This window comes from Paraburkholderia sp. EG286B (assembly GCF_040965655.1).
Lineage (GTDB): Bacteria > Pseudomonadota > Gammaproteobacteria > Burkholderiales > Burkholderiaceae > Paraburkholderia.
In genome coordinates this window covers 253,064-272,030 of the sequence record NZ_JBFRCF010000005.1, presented here as the reverse complement: position 1 = coordinate 272,030, position 18,967 = coordinate 253,064, and the positions used below count along the sequence as shown (strand labels likewise).

The window sequence follows — 18,967 nt, the reverse complement described above, 5'->3', positions numbered from 1 at the left end:
CGTGCCCCGAATCGCCTCATTGCACCGGTAATGCATCGCCTGAGTGACTAACCGATGACAGGAGTCTTCGCGACGTTCCGCACCCTCGCCGCCGCTCGTTTTGTTAGGTATGCCAATAAATCAGAAAAGCAGGACGGCTTGCGCAGATATCTCGTTGCACAGTGGGAAGCAAACCTTTCAAATACACTACACCGGGCCGTAATGTTTGGTAATAATCCGGGCTTACAATCCTGTTCGTGGCAGCTGTCCCGTCGACGGCCATAACGAAAAGGTGCTGACCAGATAGTCGCGCGCCGGGAGCAGAAGTTACATGCAGGAGAGCAAGGATGACGCCGGCGTCGCAAAGGTCAGCATCGAACAGGTTTCCGTCTCCCATGGCGCGGCGCGGTTCGACGTGCCGCCCGCGCGCGAGTTGACCACGGGCAACCGGCCGGCGGCGCCGGTCACGCCATTGACCCCGGAATTACCGCGTGCCCGCAAAGGCGCGCGGGCATTGGCGGCCTCACGATGGTTCGTCGGGTTGCTTGCATTCGCGCTCGTTTGCGCCTGGCTCCTGCCTGGCACGCTCGGCCACGATCCGTGGAAGCAGGACGAAACCTACACGTTCGGCATCATCGAGCACATGCTCGACACCGGCGATCTGGTCGTCCCGACCAACGCCGGGCAGCCCTTCGTGGAAAAACCACCCATCTACGATTGGGTAGCGGCCTCACTCGCGTGGATGTTCGGCCGCTTTCTGCCGCTGCACGACGCGGCCCGTCTCGCGAGCGTCGCCTTCGCTGCCCTCACGCTTGCCTGTACGGCGCGTCTCGCCCGGCGCGCTACCGGCGCCGTGCGCTGGTCCGACCCGCGCGTGGCCGGAACACTCGCGCTCTTCGCCAGCACGCTGGTGGTCGTCAAGCATGTCCACGACATGATGACGGATGTCGCGCTGATGGCCGGCGCTGCGCTGGCATTCGGCGCACTTTACGAGCTTGTCTGCGCTCACTTGCGGATGGACGGCGGATTGCGTCGTTCTCCTGATGGAGACCGCAACTGTGGACCCGCATGGCCAGAATCCACCCTTTCACAGCATGCGTCCAGCGACTGCGAGGACAGCCGCATTCAAGGGCGCGCTGCCCGGCATGCCGCTGCGATGTTCGGCGTTGGCGTCGGCATCGCCTTTCTGGCGAAAGGCCTGTTCGTGCCGCTCGTGTTCGGCGCGACCACCTGCGCGGCGATGCTGCTTTACCCAGCGTGCCGCAGCAGCCGCTTTGCGCGCTCACTGGCACGTTCCGCGCTGTACTTCGCGCCGTTCGCGCTGATCTGGCCGCTTTGCCTCTATCTGCGCTCCGAAACGCTGTTCAGGATCTGGCTGTGGGACAACAACATCGGCCGCTTTTTTGGCTTTTCAGTGGCGCAGCTCGGCTCGGAAAACGTCGGGCACCTGTTTGTGCTGCGCACGGCGTTGACCGTCGGCTTTCCAGTCGTGCCGCTCGCGCTCGTGGCGCTTGCGGGCGGCGCATGGCGACGTCTACGCGAACCCGAAGTTGCGCTGCCGGTGCTGTTTTCGGGGATCGGCTTCGCGGTACTGCTGGCGTCGGCGACGGTGCGCGAACTCTACATCCTGCCGTTCATCGCCCCGCTCTCCCTGCTGGCCATGCAGGGTGTCCGCTATCTGCCGCAACGGGTGCACCTCGTTTGGGACATGACGAGCCGTATCGTGTTCGGCGCGTTCGTGGTGCTTGCATGGTTCGTATGGTGGACGATGATGGCCTCCCCCGACACCCACGGCGCCCTGCATCTGCTTGGCCGTTGGCTGCCGCTCGACTGGGTGATGCCAATTCGGCCGAAGCTGATCATCGCGGCGCTCGCCCTCACGCTCGGGTGGGGATTGCTGCTGCCAAGGCTCAAGTCAGCGGGCAACTGGCGTGGCGTATTCAGCTGGTGCCTGGGCGCCATCGTCACATGGGGGCTCGTCAGCACGCTGCTGCTCCCCTGGCTCGACGTCGCGAAGAGCTATCGCGCACCGTTCGAGGATCTGCGTGCCACACTGAACGGCACCTGGAAAGCCGGCGATTGCATGGCGAGCAGCGGGCTCGGCGAGTCTGAAGCGCCCATGCTCTATTACTTCGCCGGGGTCATGCACGTGCCCACCGCGGACCCTCAGGCCACATCCTGCAACTGGCTTATCGAACAGGGTCGACCTGCGCCGGGACAGCCGCCCGCCGGAGGCTGGCGACTGTACTGGGAGGGCAGCCGTCCGGGTGACAACGACGAGGTGCTGCGCGTCTATCAGCGCATGGCGGCGACGACGTCTTCGTAATCGGTGCCGCTGAGTCCGTTGAAAATGGCTCAATCGCGGCCGCTTCGAAACGCTCAGTTTCAGATCGCCGGCGCCGGTACGGGGTAGACGGGGACTTGTAACCGCAATCCGGAGGGCGCGCAGGATCATGACCGTTCGTACCTGGCGCCACCGACGCCCGGCCTGGGGCTTCGGTGGCGAAACTGGTGGATGCGCCTCTATCGCATCAAGCGCAACTCCACAGCTTTAACCTGGACGCCGACGGCGAACCCCGCTTGCAATCCAGGAGGCTTCCACACAAGCGACGCTTAGTTGGACAGGAAGTCCAGCACCATGCGATTGAACTTGTCCACGTGTTCCCACTGCACCCAGTGACCACAGCGGTTGAACATATGGAATTCGGCATTGGGGAGACCCGCCATCAGACGAAGACCCATGTCGTAGGGAAGGAAGCGATCTTCCCTCCCCCAGACGATCAGTGCAGGCGCCTTGATCTCATGGAGTTGCGTTTGATAGTCCGAGAATTGCTTCGGGTTCGCGGCCATGCTCTTCACCCAGTTATCCAGGTGGTGCTTGCTGGCCTGCATGTTGTCCACCCTCTGTTGCAGCAGATCGTCGGTCAGGGCCGAGGCATCGTAGACAAACACATTCATCATGCGCTTGACGTTTTCGAGCGTGGGTTCCCTGTACACGAAGTTCAGGAGCTTGATCCCTTCAGCCGGCTGCGGAACGAACATCGAGGGCCCGGCGGTACCGCCGCCCATATAGACCAGACGGTTGACCCGCTCCGGGTTCTTCAAGGCAAACGCCGTCGCCGAATGGGCACCCATCGAATTGCCGACCACGCTGACCTTATCGACCTGAATGTGATCCAGAACCGCGCGAACGACCTGACCGTTGAATTCGGAGCGGGAGCCTCGGTCGATGACGACCGGATCGCTCTTGCCGAAGCCCGGCATATTGATCAGTAGCAGGCGGTATCCCGCATCAGCAAATGCGTCAATGTTGCGATAGTAGTTGGCCCAGCCAGTGGCGCCGGGGCCCGAACCGTGGAGCATGACCACCACGGGATCCTCGCTGTCCCCGATGTCGTTGTAATGCACCCTGTACCTGGTGCCGTCGACCTCGACCGCTACCTCATGGCTGGTCTGCACTTCATTGAAAAGCAAACTCATATTTGTTCTCAAACGTTGAAAATGGCTACTGTCCGTGAAAGTTGAGCCGATTCGTCTCGCAGTTGTTGCGCCGCGGCCGAAGCCTGTTCAACCATTGCCGCGTTACTCTGCACCTGCTGATCCATCTGGGTCACGGCCTGGCTGATCTGCTCGATGCCTTGAGCCTGCTCCTGACTCGCAGAACTGATTTCCCCCATGATGTCCGCTACCCGGGTGATGCTTTGCACCACCTCCTTCATGGTTGTCCCTGCTTCGTCAACCAGACGCGTACCGGCACCGACTTTGCCAACCGAATCATCGATCAGGTCTTTGATCTCCTTTGCAGCACCCGCCGAACGTTGAGCCAGCGAACGAACCTCACCCGCAACCACGGCAAATCCACGACCTTCTTCGCCAGCTCGTGCAGCCTCGACCGCAGCATTCAGTGCCAGGATATTGGTCTGGAAGGCGATGCCTTCGATCGTACCGATGATGTCTGAAATCGAATTAGCGCTGCGATTGATGTCCTGCATGGTCTCGACAACACGCGTCACAGCCTGGCCGCCACGGGCCGCCACTTCAGAGGCGCTGCGGGCCAACGTATCGGCCTGGATCGCGTTTTCAGCATTGAGGCGCACCGTCGAACTCAATTGTTCAACCGATGCGGCCGTTTCTTCCAGCGATGCTGCTTGCGACTCGGTACGGGAACTCAACTCCTGATTGCCCTGCGCAATTTGAACCGATGCGTTCCTGATCGAGTTCGAAGAATTTCGCACGTCGCTCACGATGCGACTCAGGCTCTGGCTCATGTCGGCCAGGGCGCCCAGAACTCGTCCCGTCTCATCCGTAGAATGCGTGTCGATTCGTTGGGTCAGATTCCCGTTCTTCACGTTCTGCGCAACCTGCACCGCCGTATTGAGCGGAGTGGAAATCGCACGAATCAACCAGGCGGAAAATCCGAATGCCATCAGCCCACCGGCAAGCACGCCGACAATACAGAGGACTCGCACGATCTGGTAGTTTTGCTGCGAGCGCTCGTACTCGCGTTTAGCCAGTTCGCCCTCCAGATGCACCAACCGGTCCAGTCCATCCTGCACTGGCTCATAAAGGGCTTCCAACGGCCCTCGTGAGATATCGTCAATCGCTGATATGTCGTGGGCTGCCATAGCTGCCATAGCCGGCTGCACCACTCCGACAACGAACTTGCCGAATACCGGCACGAAAGCGTCAGTCTCCTCTTTTTCTTCAGGAGTCAGGTTCTTCGTGTAACCCGCCCAAGCTTGATCCCCGCTCTTCATATCGCTCTTGAAGCTCTGAAGCTTCGCATCGATATACGCTTGCTTCGTATCCAGCGCCGAGGACGCAATGGTGAATCGCAGACGATTCAGCGCTGTGTTCATTAAATCGATACGTTGAATGGAAACCAGTCTCGCCTCGTAGACTTCGTGTAGCGAATCGTTGACTCTACTTATGCTCCAGAGCCCCATCAGGCCCCCGGCTAGCAGCAGCACACTCAACGCAGTCATGACGGCGATCAGTCGCGCCTTGATCGTGAGGCTCTTCAAAGGTCAATTCCCCGATTAATACAATAGACACAAGCGTATTTTCGCCGCCTACAAAACCCGGTCCTGCAACGTCAGATCGTCATGCCGCCGTCGACGCTCAGGGTCGTTCCCGTCACGTATCGAGATTGATCCGACAGTAGCCATATCACAGCACTCGCAACCTCGTCCGGCTGACCGATTCGATGCATCGGAATCATCGCATCCAGCAGATGGACATCGCCGCCGGTGCTGCGCATGTAGTTCGGCGTCTCGGTGGCTCCCGGACACACTGCATTTACGCGAATGTTCCGAACCGCGTATTCCTTGGCGACTGCACGTGTCAGCCCCACCACCGCGTGTTTGGCCGCCACATAGTGCGCAATGCCATCCATACCGCGCAATCCAAAGATCGAGGCGTTGTTGACGATGGCGCCCCCACCAGAACGCAGCATCGCTTCGACCTGGTACTTGACACCGTAATAGACGCCCTTGAAGTTCAGATCGATCACCCATTCCGCCTCATCGATTGGCGTTTCGTGAATGGGTTTGAAGTCCCCGTGCCCGCCGGCGTTGTTGAATGCGAAATCGAGACGACCGAACGTCTTTTCCACGAATTCAACCAGCGCTCGATTGTCTTCTCGCTTCGAAACGTCCGCCCGGAAGACTGCCGCCTGACCATCCAGGGCTTCGATTTCTTTCTGGACGGAAACAAGCTTCTCTTCGTCACGACCGGCGAGAACAACCGCGGCCCCTTCCCTGGCGAGTTCCAGTGCTGCCGCCCTGCCCATTCCGGAACCGCCGCCGGTCACCAGACCAGTCTTCCCTTTCATCAACATCTTTGTCTCCGTTTTGTCACAGCGAATTACGCGGCCTCTGCCTGTGATTCGTCAGGCACCCGCTCCTCGTGCACCAGATTGCGCCGCAATACGACAGCCTGGCCGCCGTGCGTTTTACCGTTGATCCACGCGGACAAGGACGAGTCCATATAGTCCGCGTGGCCCGGAAACCAATCCATCAGCGATTGTGCGAGCCTATGCACGGCGCCCAGCCCAATCTGACCGATAGCTGCCAGTTGGTGCACCTGAAACACTGAAGCAAGCACTTCGTCGTGTTGATCTCGATGGCACCTGGAATAGACGTCGGGAAAGCCCGTTTTGTCCATCCACGCATGTTCAAGATCGAAGTGGGCAATCAAATGTTTCTCCACTGCATCGAGAGCAGCCAAAGCGGTGTGCGCCGTACTATTGCGCAATGCAGTGACAACCTGAACAAACTCACGATGTTCATCATCCATAGGACCATGCCCGAGTAGCAAAGCATCGCTCCATTCCAGCCTTTCGACGCGTTTGGTCTTTCGCTGTGCATGGTGTGCGTGATGGTCATTGTGACTAGTCTGTTGAGCGTTCATTTTTCATTCCCCCACTTCGGCACCTGGTCAGGCCTTCCGCTCGGCTCCAATCAGAATCGAAGCCATCACGGCAGGTGCATTGCTCTTGTTACGCCATGCATGACGCGTACCGTTCTGAACCACAATATCGCCGGTTTTCAGAACACGCGTTTCCCCGTCATCGAGGTCCAGACAAAGTTCGCCGCTGAGGACGATGTCGTAGTCAACCGAGTCGGTGACGTGAAAGCCCGAGCCATCGGGTTCGAAGCATTCAGCCAGACCCGGCAGAATCGCCGCATACTCGGCGCCGGCGGCAGCGCCATCGAACGCGGGATCAGCCATCACAGCGTCAGGCGGGAACTGCACGATCATCAGACGCGTTCCGTTCAGCGCCGGCATCACTGTGGCGGCGGCGGCAACGGGGTCCCCTGCCGAATGCGGAAGCACGGTTTCGGGACTCGTTGCCCAAATCTGCGTGGTCTTGAAACCGGACACGGCTGCGAACGCATGGCCCGGTTCTTCGGAATCGCTCAAGATAACGGACTTGCCATTGATTTGGCCGGTCACAACGCGACGTACCATTTCGTCTATCTCCTAGTCATGAATCACTACGACGTTGACGAAGCCCGTGACGCGCTTTGCTGCGTCTTCCAGCGCTTCATTTGCTTGATCGAGCGTGTAGGTGTGGTTCTTGAAAGACGACACATCGAGCGTCCCTGCTTCGATCATCGCGACCAGATCCTGGCCTTCGCCGACCGTGAACCAGAGTGAGCCGATCACCGACAACGCCGAACACATCATTTCGTGCATGTTTACCGGCACTTCGTTGATCTGGGCACCGATCTCCACGAGCTTGCCGCCGCGACGCAGAGCACCGAATGCATCTTTGGTGACTTGCATGTTCGGACCCGGAGCGATAGCGTCCACCACCGAATCGACGCCCACGCCGTCCGTCTGCTCTTTGGCCCATGCAGCCAGGCCCGACGAACCGTTGGCGACCGAGTACGTCAGGATACGGGCCGGGTCGATTGCCTTGACCTGGGCCAGCGTTTGCTCGTTGCGAGCCACGACCAGGATCTTCGTCGCGCCCATGGCACGTGCGATCAGCGTGGCGCACAGGCCCAGCGTTCCCGTTCCGCCGATGATCATCACCGACTTGCCGGCGGCGACTTGTGCCTTGCGCAGACCCGAATAGGCCGTGCCGAGATAGCCCATGCGCGCGCCGATTTCGAACGAAACCTTGTCGCCGAGTTTCACCAGTCCGTCTGCGGGCGCCGTAGCGTATTCGCTGAGGCCACCGTACGGGTACTCTTCATACAGGAACTGCGATTTCGGTCCGAAGCCGAAGTAGCCCTGGAATGCGTAGGCTTCGCAGTTGATGGGCTCGCCTACGCGGCAGGCGTGGCACGAACCGCACGAACGGCCCGGATTGATGTACACGCGGTCGCCGACCTTGAGGCCCGTCACCGCCGGACCGACTTCAGCCACGACACCGGCTGCGTCCAGGCCGTATATGGCGGGCAGTGCCGCATGCGCCAGATACGGCTTTTCCGAACGGTAGTTGGTGATCACATTGCCCAGATTCGGAACGATGCCGGAAGCTTTTAGCTTGACGACGACGTCGGTCGGGCGCTTGAGCGTCGGATACGGAATCGTATCGATGCTGAACTTGCCCGACGTGTTGTCGTGGAGGCGCGCAGCGCGCATGTATCGGCCTTCGTTGCCCATTCGTGTCTCCTTAAAATGTTCCTGACGCACAGTGCGTCAGGAACCGTCTCTATGTGTCCGCTCTCGATCAGAAAGAATGAATCAGACCGAGGCTGAATGTAGTTTGACGGCCGCCCGAAGCCGGACCTGCAGCCATCAGGATCCATGCCGGCCCACCGGACGATTGCTGGAACGCCAGCGTCGAATACAGGCTCGTGCGCTTCGACAGCAGATAGACCAGCGAAAGCGTTTCCTGATTCACGTGCTGCTCGTTCAGCACGTCGTTGCCCTTTTGGTACTGGTACGAGAAGTGAGCGTGCAGCGGAGTGGACAGTTCATACGTCAAATCCCCTTCGTAGACGTCGATGCGTGCGCTATTTTGCGTATTCGCCGTATTCGTATACAGCGCAGCGAATTCAGCAGCGCCCAGGATGTACGAAGCGCCAACGCCGAAGTTGCGAATACCGTCATTACCGTCGTTCAGCGAGGGATACTTGATATACGTGTATGCGCCATTCAGCGAGAAGCCACCATTGCGGTAGTTCACACCGAAGCTCTGTGCCGAGTTCGAACCGAAGTTGCCTGCGACGCCGCCGAAGCTGTACAGACCACCGAAAGAGAAGCCGTTATACGTCGGGCTCGTGTACTTGATGGCGTTCGGGATTGCCGAGCCCAGGAGACGGTCGAAGTCGAACGAGCCGTTGCCGGGACCGCCGCGCGGGCTATTGAGGCCCTGGAACGAGCTTTGGCGCAGGTTCATTGCGTTGACAACGGGGAATGCGGGACCCCAGCGCTGTGCAACCAGCGAATCGAACATAAAGTCGATTTGGTTACCGGCGGTCAGCGTCCCCCACTTTTCGTCCTTGAGGCCAACGTATGCCGTATGGCCAAACAGACCGTTGATCATGGCGCCGTTGTTCATGTTGAACTGGCCTTCCAGCTTGAAGATCGCCTTGGTGCCGCCGCCAAGATCTTCACCGCCCACCAAACCGAACAGGTCCGGTGCTTGAGTATCCGGGTCGATGGACACCAATTTCTTGCCACCGACGTTCGACGTGTACATGACACCCGAGTCTATAAGACCGTAGATCTGAACGGATTGAGCGTTGGCGTTGATCGCCACCACCGAACCGATCAGTAGTGCAAATGGTTTGATCTTCACTTCTGGTTTCTCCTCGCCTGTCAGCACCCGCCAGATTTACGGGCGCTGTGTTTAGCGCTGTGTCCTTGGGGACCGCGATATATGACTCCCTCTGCAATGGAGGGAGTCGCCTCCGTGCGTGACGGCTAACCGTCGCCGATGTTATTTTTTCGCTTTAAGCAGATCCAAAGCCACGTCAACGATCATGTCTTCCTGGCCGCCGACCATACGGCGCTTGCCCAGTTCGACCAGAATGTCCACGGTGTTCAGACCGTACTTGCTGGCCGCGACTTCCGAGTGACGCAGAAACGACGAATACACGCCTGCGTAGCCCAAGGCCAGCGTTTCGCGGTCTACACGAACCGGACGATCCTGGAGCGGGCGCACGATGTCATCGGCTGCATCCATCAATGTCATCAGATCCGTGCCGTGATTCCAGCCCATGCGCTCTGCTGCGGCGATGAATACCTCCAACGGTGCATTGCCGGCGCCAGCGCCCATGCCGGCGAGCGATGCATCGATACGGTCACAACCTTCTTCCACGGCAACGATGGAGTTTGCGACACCCAGTGACAGGTTGTGGTGGGCATGCATGCCAGTCTGCGTTGCGGGATCGAGGACCGCCTTCAGCGCACGGAAGCGATCACGGACGTCTTGCATCGACAGCGCACCGCCCGAGTCCACGACGTAGATCGTGGTGGCGCCGTAGCTTTCCATGAGCTTCGCCTGCCCGGCCAGTGCTTCCGGCGTAGTCATGTGGCTCATCATCAAAAAACCCACGGTATCCATGCCGAGTTCGCGTGCGTATTCGATGTGCTGCTTCGAAACGTCGGCTTCCGTGCAGTGGGTAGCAACACGAACTACGCGCGCACCCGCCTGGTAGGCAGCCTTCAGATCGTGAATGGTGCCGATGCCGGGCAGCAGCAGGGTCGCGATCGTCGAATGCGTCACCACGTCGGCAACCGCCTCGATCCACTCCAGGTCCGAGTGTGCGCCAAAGCCGTAGTTGAAGCTCGAGCCTTGCAGACCATCACCGTGTGCGACTTCGATAGAGTCGACTTTCGCCTTATCCAGTGCGCGTGCGATCTCCTGCACGTTCTGGATCGAGTACTGATGGCGAATCGCGTGCGAACCGTCGCGCAGCGTCACGTCCGAGATGTAGAGTTTCTTGCCCTGAGTCATTTGCAGTCCCCTTATGCGCCGATCATGGATTGAGCCATGCGCTCTGCGGTACGCATACCGGCGCTGGTCATGATGTCGAGGTTGCCTGCATAAGCGGGCAGGTAGTGTGCAGCCCCTTCCACTTCGAGGAAGATCGAGGTCTTCAGACCGCTCAACTTGCCGAGTCCGGGGATGTTCAGGTTCTGAACTTCATCGAACTGCACCTTCTGCTTCAGACGATAGCCCGGAACATAAGCGTTCACGGCCTTGGCCATCTCTTCAATGGATGCCTCAACGGCATCACGATCTGCGAGTTCCGACAGGGTGTAAACCGTGTCACGCATGATGACCGGAGGCTCAGCCGGGTTCAGAACAATGATGGCCTTGCCCTTCGATGCCCCACCCACGGCTTCGATTGCCTTCGAGGTGGTTTCCGTGAACTCGTCGATGTTGGCCCGGGTGCCTGGACCTGCCGACTTGCTGGAGATCGAGGCGATGATTTCGCCGTAGTGGACCTTTGCCACGCGCGAGACCGCCGCAACCATCGGAATCGTGGCCTGACCACCGCACGTCACCATGTTGACGTTGAGTGCATCGACGTTCGCTTCACCGTTCACGACAGGAATGCAGTACGGCCCGATTGCAGCGGGAGTCAGATCGATCATGCGGATGCCGGGCTTCAGCGTGCGAAGGAAGGCGTCGTTCTTCACGTGAGCGCCAGCCGACGTGGCATCGAACACGAAATCGATGTCCTTGAACACGGGCAAGCGGGTGAGGCCTTCAACGCCCTCATGGGTGACCGCAACACCCAGACGCTGCGCACGAGCCAGACCATCCGATTTCGGATCAATACCGACCATTGCGCCCATTTCCAGCACCTGGCTATTGCGCATGATCTTGATCATCAGATCGGTGCCGATGTTACCCGACCCGATGATTGCTACTCTGAGTTTCTTCGCCATATTCGTTACTCGATGAAAGTTGCGCGGACCGAGCCCAGCCCTTCGATTACCGCCGTGTAAGTGCCGGGCGCGGTCACGGCAACCATGGGTCCCAGCGCACCGGTAAGAACCACATCGCCCGCACGCAGCGGCGCACCCAGTGCAGCCATACGATTTGCGAGCCATACCGCGGCATTGAGCGGATTACCCAGACACGCAGCGCCGTTGCCTGTGGAGAGCGCTTCCCCCTCGGATTCGAGCCTCATCGCGCACGCGGTGAGATCGAGCTGCGAGAGTGGGACCGGACGCGAGCCCAAAACGAACGCGGCACTCGATGCGTTGTCCGCAACCGTGTCCACGAACTTGATGTCCCAGTTGCGGATTCGACTGTCCACGACTTCGATGGCCGCCACCGCGTAGTCCGTCGCTCCGATCAGATCGGCAAAGGTATGACGCTCGTGCTTCAGATCGCGCTTCAGCACCAATGCGATTTCGGCCTCGACCTTCGGCTGGATCAGTTTCGAAAGCGGGATCGGCTGACTATCGCCGTACGCCATGGACGCGAACAGTGCACCGAAGTCCGGTTGATCGACGCCCAATTGCTTCTGTACCGCCAACGAAGTCAGACCGATCTTGCGACCCACGATGCGCTCGCCGCGAGCGACACGCGCCTCGACATTGATCTGCTGCACCGCATAGGCCGTTGCCATATCGTCAAGCGCGATTTCCGGATGAACCGCAGGGACCGTCACTCCCGCCCGTACCGGAGCGATAGTTTGGCGGGTCGCTTCTGCAATCCGCAGTCGTTCCGCGATAGCTTGCTTGCTCATCTGTTTTCTCCTTGCGCCTTGGGTGCCGCATGCATGTAGGCGAACCCGGCGATCCACTCAGGTATGGCCCGATAGAAGTCGATTTCAGCCGCATACTCGCCAAACGCGGAAAGTGCTGCAAACGCTGCGACCCATGCCCGGATCTCGTGCGCGCTCTTGCCCGCGTCACGCGAAACGTCCTCATTGCTCAGACGATCCACGGCAAGCAGATCGCTTTGCATCATCTTCAGGAATGCCATGTCCCATTCTGGGTTCAGCGCACGCATGCCCGGCGCCTCACCTGCTGTGAACGCCTTGGCCGCATGGATAACGCGTTCCTGACGCGCATTCCGATCTTCCGGGCTGAGATGGCGACCCGTGTGGATCAGACGCTCCGAGATCTCGTGCGTGGCATGCTTCAGTTCGGGAATCGGCGGCTCGTGGGAGATTCCACCTGACCCGAGAATCAACACACGCTTGCCCGTCGATTTCAGGTACTCGCCAATCACCTGGCCCATCATGCGCGAGCGACGCAGCGGCGACATCGGCGGCGCAACCGAGTTGATGAAAACAGGAATGACCGGGTAGTTGTCGAGGCCGCCCGTCACTTCTTCGAGAGCTTGTGCCGCACCATGGTCCACGGACATGCGATACGAAATCGCCATATCGATATCGCGGTTCAGCACGTACTCGACCATCGCCCTCGCCTCTTCAGCCGGAACCGCTAGATCCCCCGCCAGGCTCTTATAGTCGCCAATAGCGCGGGCTTTGGCGCCGACACAGAAGCTGGGCATCAATTCATAGAAGAAGCCGTTGTAATGATCGGGCGCGAACATGACCACGAGTTCAGGATCGAACTGGCGAACGCGTTCCCGTGCGGCGGCGCTCATTCTGGCCACTTCGGCAACGACTTCGGGCCTCGGATCGAAATACCCGTGCAGCGGCGTATGGGAAAGGCATTCCAGAATCACTGACATGCACAGGCCTTAAACGCGTTCGAATGTGAGACGAGCGACCCGGGCTTCCGACGTACCCGCTTCCAGCGTATGCGTGGTCAGCGACAACAGATCGCCCTTCAGCTCCGCATAGCGCTTCTGTTCGCCACCTACCCAGTTCGGGAACAGGCAGTGCTTGACCGCGTGCGTGACCACGTTACCTTCGATGCGCCAAGCGCCGGCGTAGGTCAGGTACGTGTTGTATGCCAGGGCCTTCTCTGCGTCCGATGCATTCCACTGACCGCCGGTCGTGAACGGTGCGCGATCCTTTTTGGTAATGGCGCAGAACATGCCGTTCGGCCCGTATTCCATGAACCCTTCGAGCTCGGTGCCCATCGGGTAGGTGACTCGACCATCCTCAAATATTTGTTCCCAGGCCTGAATTGCCCAGCGGCCTTTGATATCGAGATTTTCCATCATTGTCCCGTTAATTAATTGAGCAGGAAGTCCGAAACAGCGTGCGTGAACTGCGCAGCCTTTTCGATCTGCACCCAGTGTCCGCACTGATCAAACTCTTGCAGTGTCGAGTTCGGGAGCAACGTCTTCATGTGTCGCGACCACTCGACCGGGATCACCTGATCGTTCAGGCCATGGAGGAGCAACGTCTCGTGCGCGATCGCCGCCAGATCCGGTTCTGCAAGGGCCAGCATTTCCACGCCCTGCTGACGCGGCGCCGGGAACAGGCGGGCAAATCGTTCCTGCACGTCCGCGCGGATCGATGCCTCGTAACGCATACGCACCAGATCGTCGGTGATGATCGAGTGATCGTGGGCGAACACTTCCATGAGCCCCTTCATGGCTTCCAGGCTGGGCGTGTAACCCCATACCTTTTCAAGGCCCTCGCTGATCGGCGCATTGATGCCCGCCGCACCCATCAGTACCAGACGATTCACACGCTCGGGATGTGCCGTGGCGAGTGCCAGTGCGATGGCACCACCAAACGAGTTGCCGATCACCGACACTTTCTCGATCTCCAGCGCGTCGAGCAACGCGATCAACGATTCCACCCAGACAGCGGGAGTCAGCTTGAGCTGCTCGGGGCACTGGGTATATCCAAATCCCAGCATGTCCGGTGCGATGACTCGAGCCTTCTGGCTCAGTACCGGGATAATGCCGCGCCAGTTAGCCCAGGCGGTGACGCCGGGGCCTGAGCCGTGAATCAGCAGGATCGGTTCGCCCGCGCCCTCACCAACGTCGTGATAGTTCAGCGTCACGTCACCCAGCGTGAGTGAATTTGCGATCTCGGGACTTGCGTTGCTCATCACTTTGCCTTCTGTGTCTCAGGGATGACAACCGGTGCACGCATGCCTTCGGCCGCCAGTTGCTTGAGAATTTGTCGCGCTTCTTCGCGCTTGTGGTCCGGAAGCCATGTCCGGTCATGTCCCCAGAGGCTCATGCCTTTCAGTTCCTCGACTTCCCAGTCAGGTCCAACGGTGCGCGTCGCCCAACCCAGTTCGAACATCCAGCCATCGGGGTTCTTGAGATAGAACGAGGTCGCGTGGTCGTTGATGTGACGACCCAGCGTCACGCCAATCGAAGCGGGATTCAGGAGCGCGGTATCGTATGCACGACCGACGTCATCGAAATCGTTGTATTCGAGCATCAGGTGATAGATGCCGGCCTTGCCGCCCGTATGCGCGATGCCGATCGTATGGTGACGTGGGTTGCAGTGCAGGAATTCGACCTTGAAAGGCTTATAGGTGTAGTCCGTGAGGTGCATGCCCAGTACGTTGCGATACAGGTTCGAGAGTTTTTCGAAGTGCCCGGTAATGAGCGCCACGTGACCGAGGCCCATGTTGCCGGTACGGAAACCGCCAATTGGCCGGCCGGGCACGAATTCCGTATTTGCCTCGGCCAGACCATAGGCGATCTCCAGACGTACACCATCATCGTCGCGGAAATGCACCATGTTCTTGACGCCCCGGAATTCGATTTCCTGAGCCGTACCGGGCGTCGTTTTATAACCAGCGGCCTCCAATGCCTTCGTGCATGCCATCAGGGTCGGGGCGTCGGGAACTTCGAAGCCCATACCCATCGTGGACTCGCCATCGGTAGCGGTGACGACAAACCGCTGAATCTTTTCGTCCGCGCGAATGCGTATGGTCTTTCCAGCTTCGGTCACTTCGACCTGCATACCGATGTGGTTCGTCACCTGATCGATCCATTCCTGCATACAGGGGGTCTCGACCGCGATGTAGCTCAGCGCATTAATCATCTCTGTTCAATCCTTGCAGAACCAACGGTCAGGGGCGCGCAATGCCGCCCAAAACGCCTTCCAGCAAAATGCCAATGGCGAGCAGTCGACGATCCGAACCGTGCGGACCGTCGAACTCCATGCCAACCGGGAGCCCCGTTCGGGAACCCAGTCCTGCCGGAAGATTGAGGCCCGGAAGCCCGGCGCTCGCCATCGGCTCGGTGTTCTGGATCAGGCGCCGGAAGTTCTCTTCCTCATAAATGCTGTCGTCAGCATTGGGCGCCACGCACGCGGTAGTCGGGAAGATCAGCGCATCCAGCTGATGCCGGGCAAACAGTTCTGCATACCTGGCCCGCAACTGATCACGTCCGCCGCCGGACTTTTGTGCCTGTTCGTACAGGGGTGTCACATCCATGAGTTCGCCTGCGGCATTCGGGAACTTGTTGGGCAGCACCCAGTTTTCATAAATCCACTTCACGTCTGGACTGTCGATCTTCCTGGCCAGTTTCTCGACCGTCATCGGATGACCGTTGTCCTTCAGGTACTGCTCCATACTGGATCTGGACTCGCCAACGACCGCCTGGAAGCCAACTGCATCATTCAGTTCCATCAATCCGGTTTTGCCCAGATCGATGATGGTCACGCCCAACTGCGTGAGACGCGTCACCACAGAGTCCGCGACCTCGCGCGTGTCCGGATCGAGATTCGCCCAAAACTCGGCGGGAAGGCCCAGCCGTAGCTTCCTGAGTTCCACGTGGGGCAACGCGTACTCGTCGGAGATCACGCTGTCGAGGAGCGCCACGTCGTGCATGTTCAATGCCATGGGGCCCACGGTATCCCGCGTCCTCGCAATGGGGATCACGCCCAGCCCCGAGTAGCGACCCCACGTCGGACGCAGCGAAGCCACGCCATTGAGTGCCGGGGGAATGCGCATCGAGCCGCCTGTATCGGTTCCCAATGCCCCGAGTGCCATCCGCGCACCCAGCGCAGCGGCCGAGCCCGAGGACGAACCGCCGGCAATCCTGGTCTGGTCGTATGCGTTACGAACCCCACGGCCTGCGCCCGTATTGAAGGCGCCGTTGTAGCCCGTCGCCCCGTAGGCCAGCTCATGCATGTTGGTCTTGCCCAGCACGATGGCCCCTGCGTCCCGGAGCTTGCGCAAGGTCGGTGCATCCGTGACCGGCACGAAGTCCGCGAAAGCGGGACTGCCTGCGGTGCAGCGGATGCCCGCGCTATGAATGTTGTCCTTGACCACGATAGGGATGCCTGCCAAAGGCCCCAACGGAATCCCTGTCTGCCGTGCCTGATCAATAGCCGCCGCAGCCTTCAAAGCGCCCTCTGCATCCACGGTAACGAATGCATTCAGGGCTTTTCCTGCGTTGATACGTTCCAGACAGGCCAGTACCAACTGGGTACTCGTCACCGATCCGTCGCGAAACGCCTGAGCGGCGTCGGCCATCGTGAAATCGATGAACGGTTGATGTTTATCGTGGGTCATATCTAATCCTTAACGCAGGCATCCTTGACGGCTTTAGAAGCCGAACGCGGCATCCTTGTTCGTCTCCGGGCCCGGGAATGCGGTCTTGCTGTGGCACAGACCGAGATCGAGCAGCATTTCGCAATACTTGTATGCGACCACGCCTGGGTTCAGAACCGGTACGTTCAGGTGCCTCGCCAGGTATTCGTGCGACTGATGCATCGTGGTGGAACCCAGGACCAGCACGTCCGCACCGTCTTCTTCGACTGCCTTCCTGCCCGCCTCGACCAGGGCCGCGAATACGATGTCTTCCTTGCCCTGCAGCAGTTCCTGTGTATCGGGGCGAACGCCGATGTCACGAATCGAGGCGAGACGATGTTCCAGGCCGTATTCCTTCGTCGTCTTTTTGTACAGCGCGTGCCACTGCGGCCACATCGTCAAGACGCTGAACTTGTGACCCAGCGAGCACGCGAGATGGAACGACGTGATAGCGGGGGCCATCACCGGAATCGACAGACGCGAGCGGAGCGCGTAGAGGCCCGAATCGGAAACCGTGTTGATACACACGGCATCGAAGCCCTGCTCCTCAGCCTTGATGCCCGCCTGAATCACAGCCATCTCCATGACTGCCATGTCGAGGTACGAATCCGCGAGCGTCATGACCTGACCGGCGCCTACGAATTCGACTTCGATGTCCGCGCGCTGCATTGAAGGCGGCATTTGCGATTCCACCAGCGGACGAGTCGCCTCGCTCATCGGCACCGGGAAAATCATCTTGATGCGCTTCTTGCTCATGTCAGTCTCCTTCCTTGCTTTCTGGTTATGGAACTACGACCACAGAAACTCAAAGGCCAAGCTCGCTCCGGTCGCGGGTAAGCGTGTCGATCACCGCATACAGGATTTTTTCGGCGCAAGGCATCAGGTCCGGAACATAGGTGGCGCCCATGCCGCCCAGACCCTCGGCAACCGGTACCGGAGCGCCCTGAGCCGGCCACGGCCAACCGATGCGAGCAGTCGGCACACCATAACGACGCAGCGCCGCACCGTCGGTTTGACCGGCCAGCATGTCGGGTACGCCATGTGGACGTCCCTCGATGTGCTCCCAGCCGCGCTTCGCCGACTGGATAATCCAGTTCTCCGGATCCGTGGTGCCGCCCGGGACCGAGCCGTACATCTCCCAGTCCATCGTGATTTCCGGATGGCGAGTCTTTATGTCCTCGATAAAGTTCGCGAACTGTGCCTTGACATCAGCGGGGCTCGTCCGGGGATTCACGCGAACGTCGAAGAAAATCTCCGTGACTGCGGACGGGAACGCAGGCCTTTCGATCTGACCGCCACGAACGCCCGCAATCCAGCCATGGGGCTCGATAACGCCCGACGTATTGCGTTTCGTATATTCGGGAAGCCAGGCTTGCAGCGCCTGGATCACCGTGGCAGCGGGAACCACCGACGAACGGAAACCCGGCACGTCGTGCGGGATACCCGCATAGCCCATCGTGCCCTTGACCGTGATCTTGAACCACGCCATACCCGGTTCTTCGTGATAGACCCAGTTCCACGGCTTCATGACGATTGCGAAATCGGGGTACATGCCACGATTCAGCAGATTGATCACGCCATTCGACATGCCCGAATGACGCTCCTTGATGTCAACGGGCATTCCGCCGTCGGCCATACCGACAAGCAGATTGCCCTTCAGCGGAATACCCGTTTCCAGCACCACCGTTGCCACTTCAACGTGCGTGGCGATCATGCCCTTCGGATTCGAAGCGCCGAGGCCGAACACCCAGTCTTCGATTTGCCTGGCGTGCGGCTGCAAATCCGCTTCTTGACCGGGGCCCGAAAGTATCTCTTCTTCCCTGGTGCGATCCAGGTGAGTGTCGATAGGCGCATAAAGCAGCAACGACGCGCCGCCACCGGTGCCCCGGTGTTCACCCATAACCGAACGACTGATGGCCGAGTTGTCATGCGTTTTCGTACGCAGCCCGATCAACTCCATGTGACGCTGCATATAGTCAGCAGCTTCACGCGTGGAACCCGTAGGACTGTGTATGTCCGTCAGCTCGAACAGCAGTTTTTGAAGACGCTTCGAACTCAGGTTGGCCTTGGCCTTTTCGTACCATTCGGTCTGCTGAGCCGAAAACGGCATTTGCTTCGTAGGATTGAATTGCAT

The 18,967-nt window shown here is 59.5% G+C and carries 18 protein-coding genes; 1 reads left to right on the top strand and 17 read right to left on the bottom strand.

Annotated elements, in window-relative coordinates:
• Window positions 1–310: 310 nt before the first annotated feature.
• A complete protein-coding gene (locus AB4Y42_RS12830) occupies window positions 311–2,305 on the top strand; it encodes an ArnT family glycosyltransferase (protein WP_368694380.1) in 1,995 nt (664 codons plus the stop codon).
• Window positions 2,306–2,592: 287 nt separating this feature from the next.
• On the opposite strand, the gene AB4Y42_RS12825 is transcribed toward AB4Y42_RS12830, so the two are convergent.
• From AB4Y42_RS12825 to AB4Y42_RS12745, 17 genes are all read right to left on the bottom strand, one after another.
• Complete coding sequence (locus AB4Y42_RS12825; RefSeq protein WP_368688962.1) at window positions 2,593–3,459, bottom strand: alpha/beta fold hydrolase; 867 nt, start codon at window positions 3,457–3,459, stop codon at window positions 2,593–2,595.
• A gap of 8 nt (window positions 3,460–3,467) precedes the next feature.
• Entirely contained in the window at window positions 3,468–5,003 is a 1,536-nt protein-coding gene (locus tag AB4Y42_RS12820) for a methyl-accepting chemotaxis protein (RefSeq protein ID WP_368694379.1), read from the bottom strand.
• Between the two features lie 71 nt (window positions 5,004–5,074).
• A complete protein-coding gene (locus tag AB4Y42_RS12815) occupies window positions 5,075–5,818 on the bottom strand; it encodes an SDR family NAD(P)-dependent oxidoreductase (RefSeq protein ID WP_368694378.1) in 744 nt (247 codons plus the stop codon).
• Window positions 5,819–5,844: 26 nt separating this feature from the next.
• Window positions 5,845–6,390, bottom strand: coding sequence for a hemerythrin domain-containing protein (locus AB4Y42_RS12810; protein ID WP_368694377.1), 546 nt, complete (start codon window positions 6,388–6,390; stop codon window positions 5,845–5,847).
• Window positions 6,391–6,417: 27 nt separating this feature from the next.
• A complete protein-coding gene (locus AB4Y42_RS12805; RefSeq protein ID WP_368694376.1) occupies window positions 6,418–6,951 on the bottom strand; it encodes a cupin domain-containing protein in 534 nt (177 codons plus the stop codon).
• Between the two features lie 12 nt (window positions 6,952–6,963).
• A complete protein-coding gene (locus tag AB4Y42_RS12800) occupies window positions 6,964–8,097 on the bottom strand; it encodes a zinc-binding dehydrogenase (RefSeq protein WP_368694375.1) in 1,134 nt (377 codons plus the stop codon).
• A 67-nt stretch (window positions 8,098–8,164) separates the two neighbouring features.
• Window positions 8,165–9,238, bottom strand: a complete 1,074-nt coding sequence (locus tag AB4Y42_RS12795; RefSeq protein WP_368688956.1) for a porin — start codon at window positions 9,236–9,238, stop codon at window positions 8,165–8,167.
• A 141-nt stretch (window positions 9,239–9,379) separates the two neighbouring features.
• Entirely contained in the window at window positions 9,380–10,399 is a 1,020-nt protein-coding gene (gene dmpG / locus AB4Y42_RS12790) for a 4-hydroxy-2-oxovalerate aldolase (protein WP_368688955.1), read from the bottom strand.
• 11 nt (window positions 10,400–10,410) lie between these two features.
• On the bottom strand, window positions 10,411–11,340 hold the full coding sequence (locus AB4Y42_RS12785) for an acetaldehyde dehydrogenase (acetylating) (protein ID WP_368688954.1): 930 nt from the start codon (window positions 11,338–11,340) through the stop codon (window positions 10,411–10,413).
• Window positions 11,341–11,345: 5 nt separating this feature from the next.
• Window positions 11,346–12,149: a 2-keto-4-pentenoate hydratase gene (mhpD, locus tag AB4Y42_RS12780; RefSeq protein ID WP_368688953.1), complete on the bottom strand. Its 804-nt coding sequence runs from the start codon at window positions 12,147–12,149 to the stop codon at window positions 11,346–11,348.
• Window positions 12,146–13,105 carry a 3-carboxyethylcatechol 2,3-dioxygenase gene (locus AB4Y42_RS12775; protein ID WP_368694374.1) on the bottom strand — a complete coding sequence of 320 codons (960 nt, stop codon included), beginning with the start codon at window positions 13,103–13,105 and terminating at the stop codon, window positions 12,146–12,148. Before AB4Y42_RS12775 ends, mhpD begins: the two co-directional genes overlap by 4 nt.
• Before the next feature lie 9 nt (window positions 13,106–13,114).
• Window positions 13,115–13,543 carry a lipocalin-like domain-containing protein gene (locus AB4Y42_RS12770; protein WP_368688951.1) on the bottom strand — a complete coding sequence of 143 codons (429 nt, stop codon included), beginning with the start codon at window positions 13,541–13,543 and terminating at the stop codon, window positions 13,115–13,117.
• Window positions 13,544–13,554: 11 nt separating this feature from the next.
• Window positions 13,555–14,385: an alpha/beta fold hydrolase gene (locus AB4Y42_RS12765; RefSeq protein WP_368694373.1), complete on the bottom strand. Its 831-nt coding sequence runs from the start codon at window positions 14,383–14,385 to the stop codon at window positions 13,555–13,557.
• Window positions 14,385–15,338: a VOC family protein gene (locus tag AB4Y42_RS12760; protein ID WP_368694372.1), complete on the bottom strand. Its 954-nt coding sequence runs from the start codon at window positions 15,336–15,338 to the stop codon at window positions 14,385–14,387. The genes AB4Y42_RS12765 and AB4Y42_RS12760 overlap by 1 nt, the downstream gene beginning before the upstream one ends.
• A 28-nt stretch (window positions 15,339–15,366) precedes the next feature.
• Window positions 15,367–16,815: an indoleacetamide hydrolase gene (iaaH, locus tag AB4Y42_RS12755; RefSeq protein ID WP_368694371.1), complete on the bottom strand. Its 1,449-nt coding sequence runs from the start codon at window positions 16,813–16,815 to the stop codon at window positions 15,367–15,369.
• 33 nt (window positions 16,816–16,848) lie between these two features.
• On the bottom strand, window positions 16,849–17,589 hold the full coding sequence (locus AB4Y42_RS12750; protein ID WP_368694370.1) for an aspartate/glutamate racemase family protein: 741 nt from the start codon (window positions 17,587–17,589) through the stop codon (window positions 16,849–16,851).
• Between the two features lie 49 nt (window positions 17,590–17,638).
• Entirely contained in the window at window positions 17,639–18,967 is a 1,329-nt protein-coding gene (locus tag AB4Y42_RS12745) for a M20 family metallopeptidase (protein WP_368694369.1), read from the bottom strand.

Coding starts and splice junctions, on each gene's coding strand:
- AB4Y42_RS12785 (WP_368688954.1), bottom strand. CDS start 11,340: ATGGCGAAGAAACTCAGAGTAGCAATCATCGGGTCGGGTAACATCGGC.
- AB4Y42_RS12805 (WP_368694376.1), bottom strand. CDS start 6,951: ATGGTACGTCGCGTTGTGACCGGCCAAATCAATGGCAAGTCCGTTATC.
- AB4Y42_RS12765 (WP_368694373.1), bottom strand. CDS start 14,385: ATGAGCAACGCAAGTCCCGAGATCGCAAATTCACTCACGCTGGGTGAC.
- AB4Y42_RS12775 (WP_368694374.1), bottom strand. CDS start 13,105: ATGTCAGTGATTCTGGAATGCCTTTCCCATACGCCGCTGCACGGGTAT.
- AB4Y42_RS12770 (WP_368688951.1), bottom strand. CDS start 13,543: ATGATGGAAAATCTCGATATCAAAGGCCGCTGGGCAATTCAGGCCTGG.
- AB4Y42_RS12750 (WP_368694370.1), bottom strand. CDS start 17,589: ATGAGCAAGAAGCGCATCAAGATGATTTTCCCGGTGCCGATGAGCGAG.
- AB4Y42_RS12830 (WP_368694380.1), top strand. CDS start 311: ATGCAGGAGAGCAAGGATGACGCCGGCGTCGCAAAGGTCAGCATCGAA.
- AB4Y42_RS12760 (WP_368694372.1), bottom strand. CDS start 15,338: ATGATTAATGCGCTGAGCTACATCGCGGTCGAGACCCCCTGTATGCAG.
- dmpG (WP_368688955.1), bottom strand. CDS start 10,399: ATGACTCAGGGCAAGAAACTCTACATCTCGGACGTGACGCTGCGCGAC.
- iaaH (WP_368694371.1), bottom strand. CDS start 16,815: ATGACCCACGATAAACATCAACCGTTCATCGATTTCACGATGGCCGAC.
- AB4Y42_RS12825 (WP_368688962.1), bottom strand. CDS start 3,459: ATGAGTTTGCTTTTCAATGAAGTGCAGACCAGCCATGAGGTAGCGGTC.
- mhpD (WP_368688953.1), bottom strand. CDS start 12,149: ATGAGCAAGCAAGCTATCGCGGAACGACTGCGGATTGCAGAAGCGACC.
- AB4Y42_RS12745 (WP_368694369.1), bottom strand. CDS start 18,967: ATGCAATTCAATCCTACGAAGCAAATGCCGTTTTCGGCTCAGCAGACC.
- AB4Y42_RS12815 (WP_368694378.1), bottom strand. CDS start 5,818: ATGTTGATGAAAGGGAAGACTGGTCTGGTGACCGGCGGCGGTTCCGGA.
- AB4Y42_RS12810 (WP_368694377.1), bottom strand. CDS start 6,390: ATGAACGCTCAACAGACTAGTCACAATGACCATCACGCACACCATGCA.
- AB4Y42_RS12800 (WP_368694375.1), bottom strand. CDS start 8,097: ATGGGCAACGAAGGCCGATACATGCGCGCTGCGCGCCTCCACGACAAC.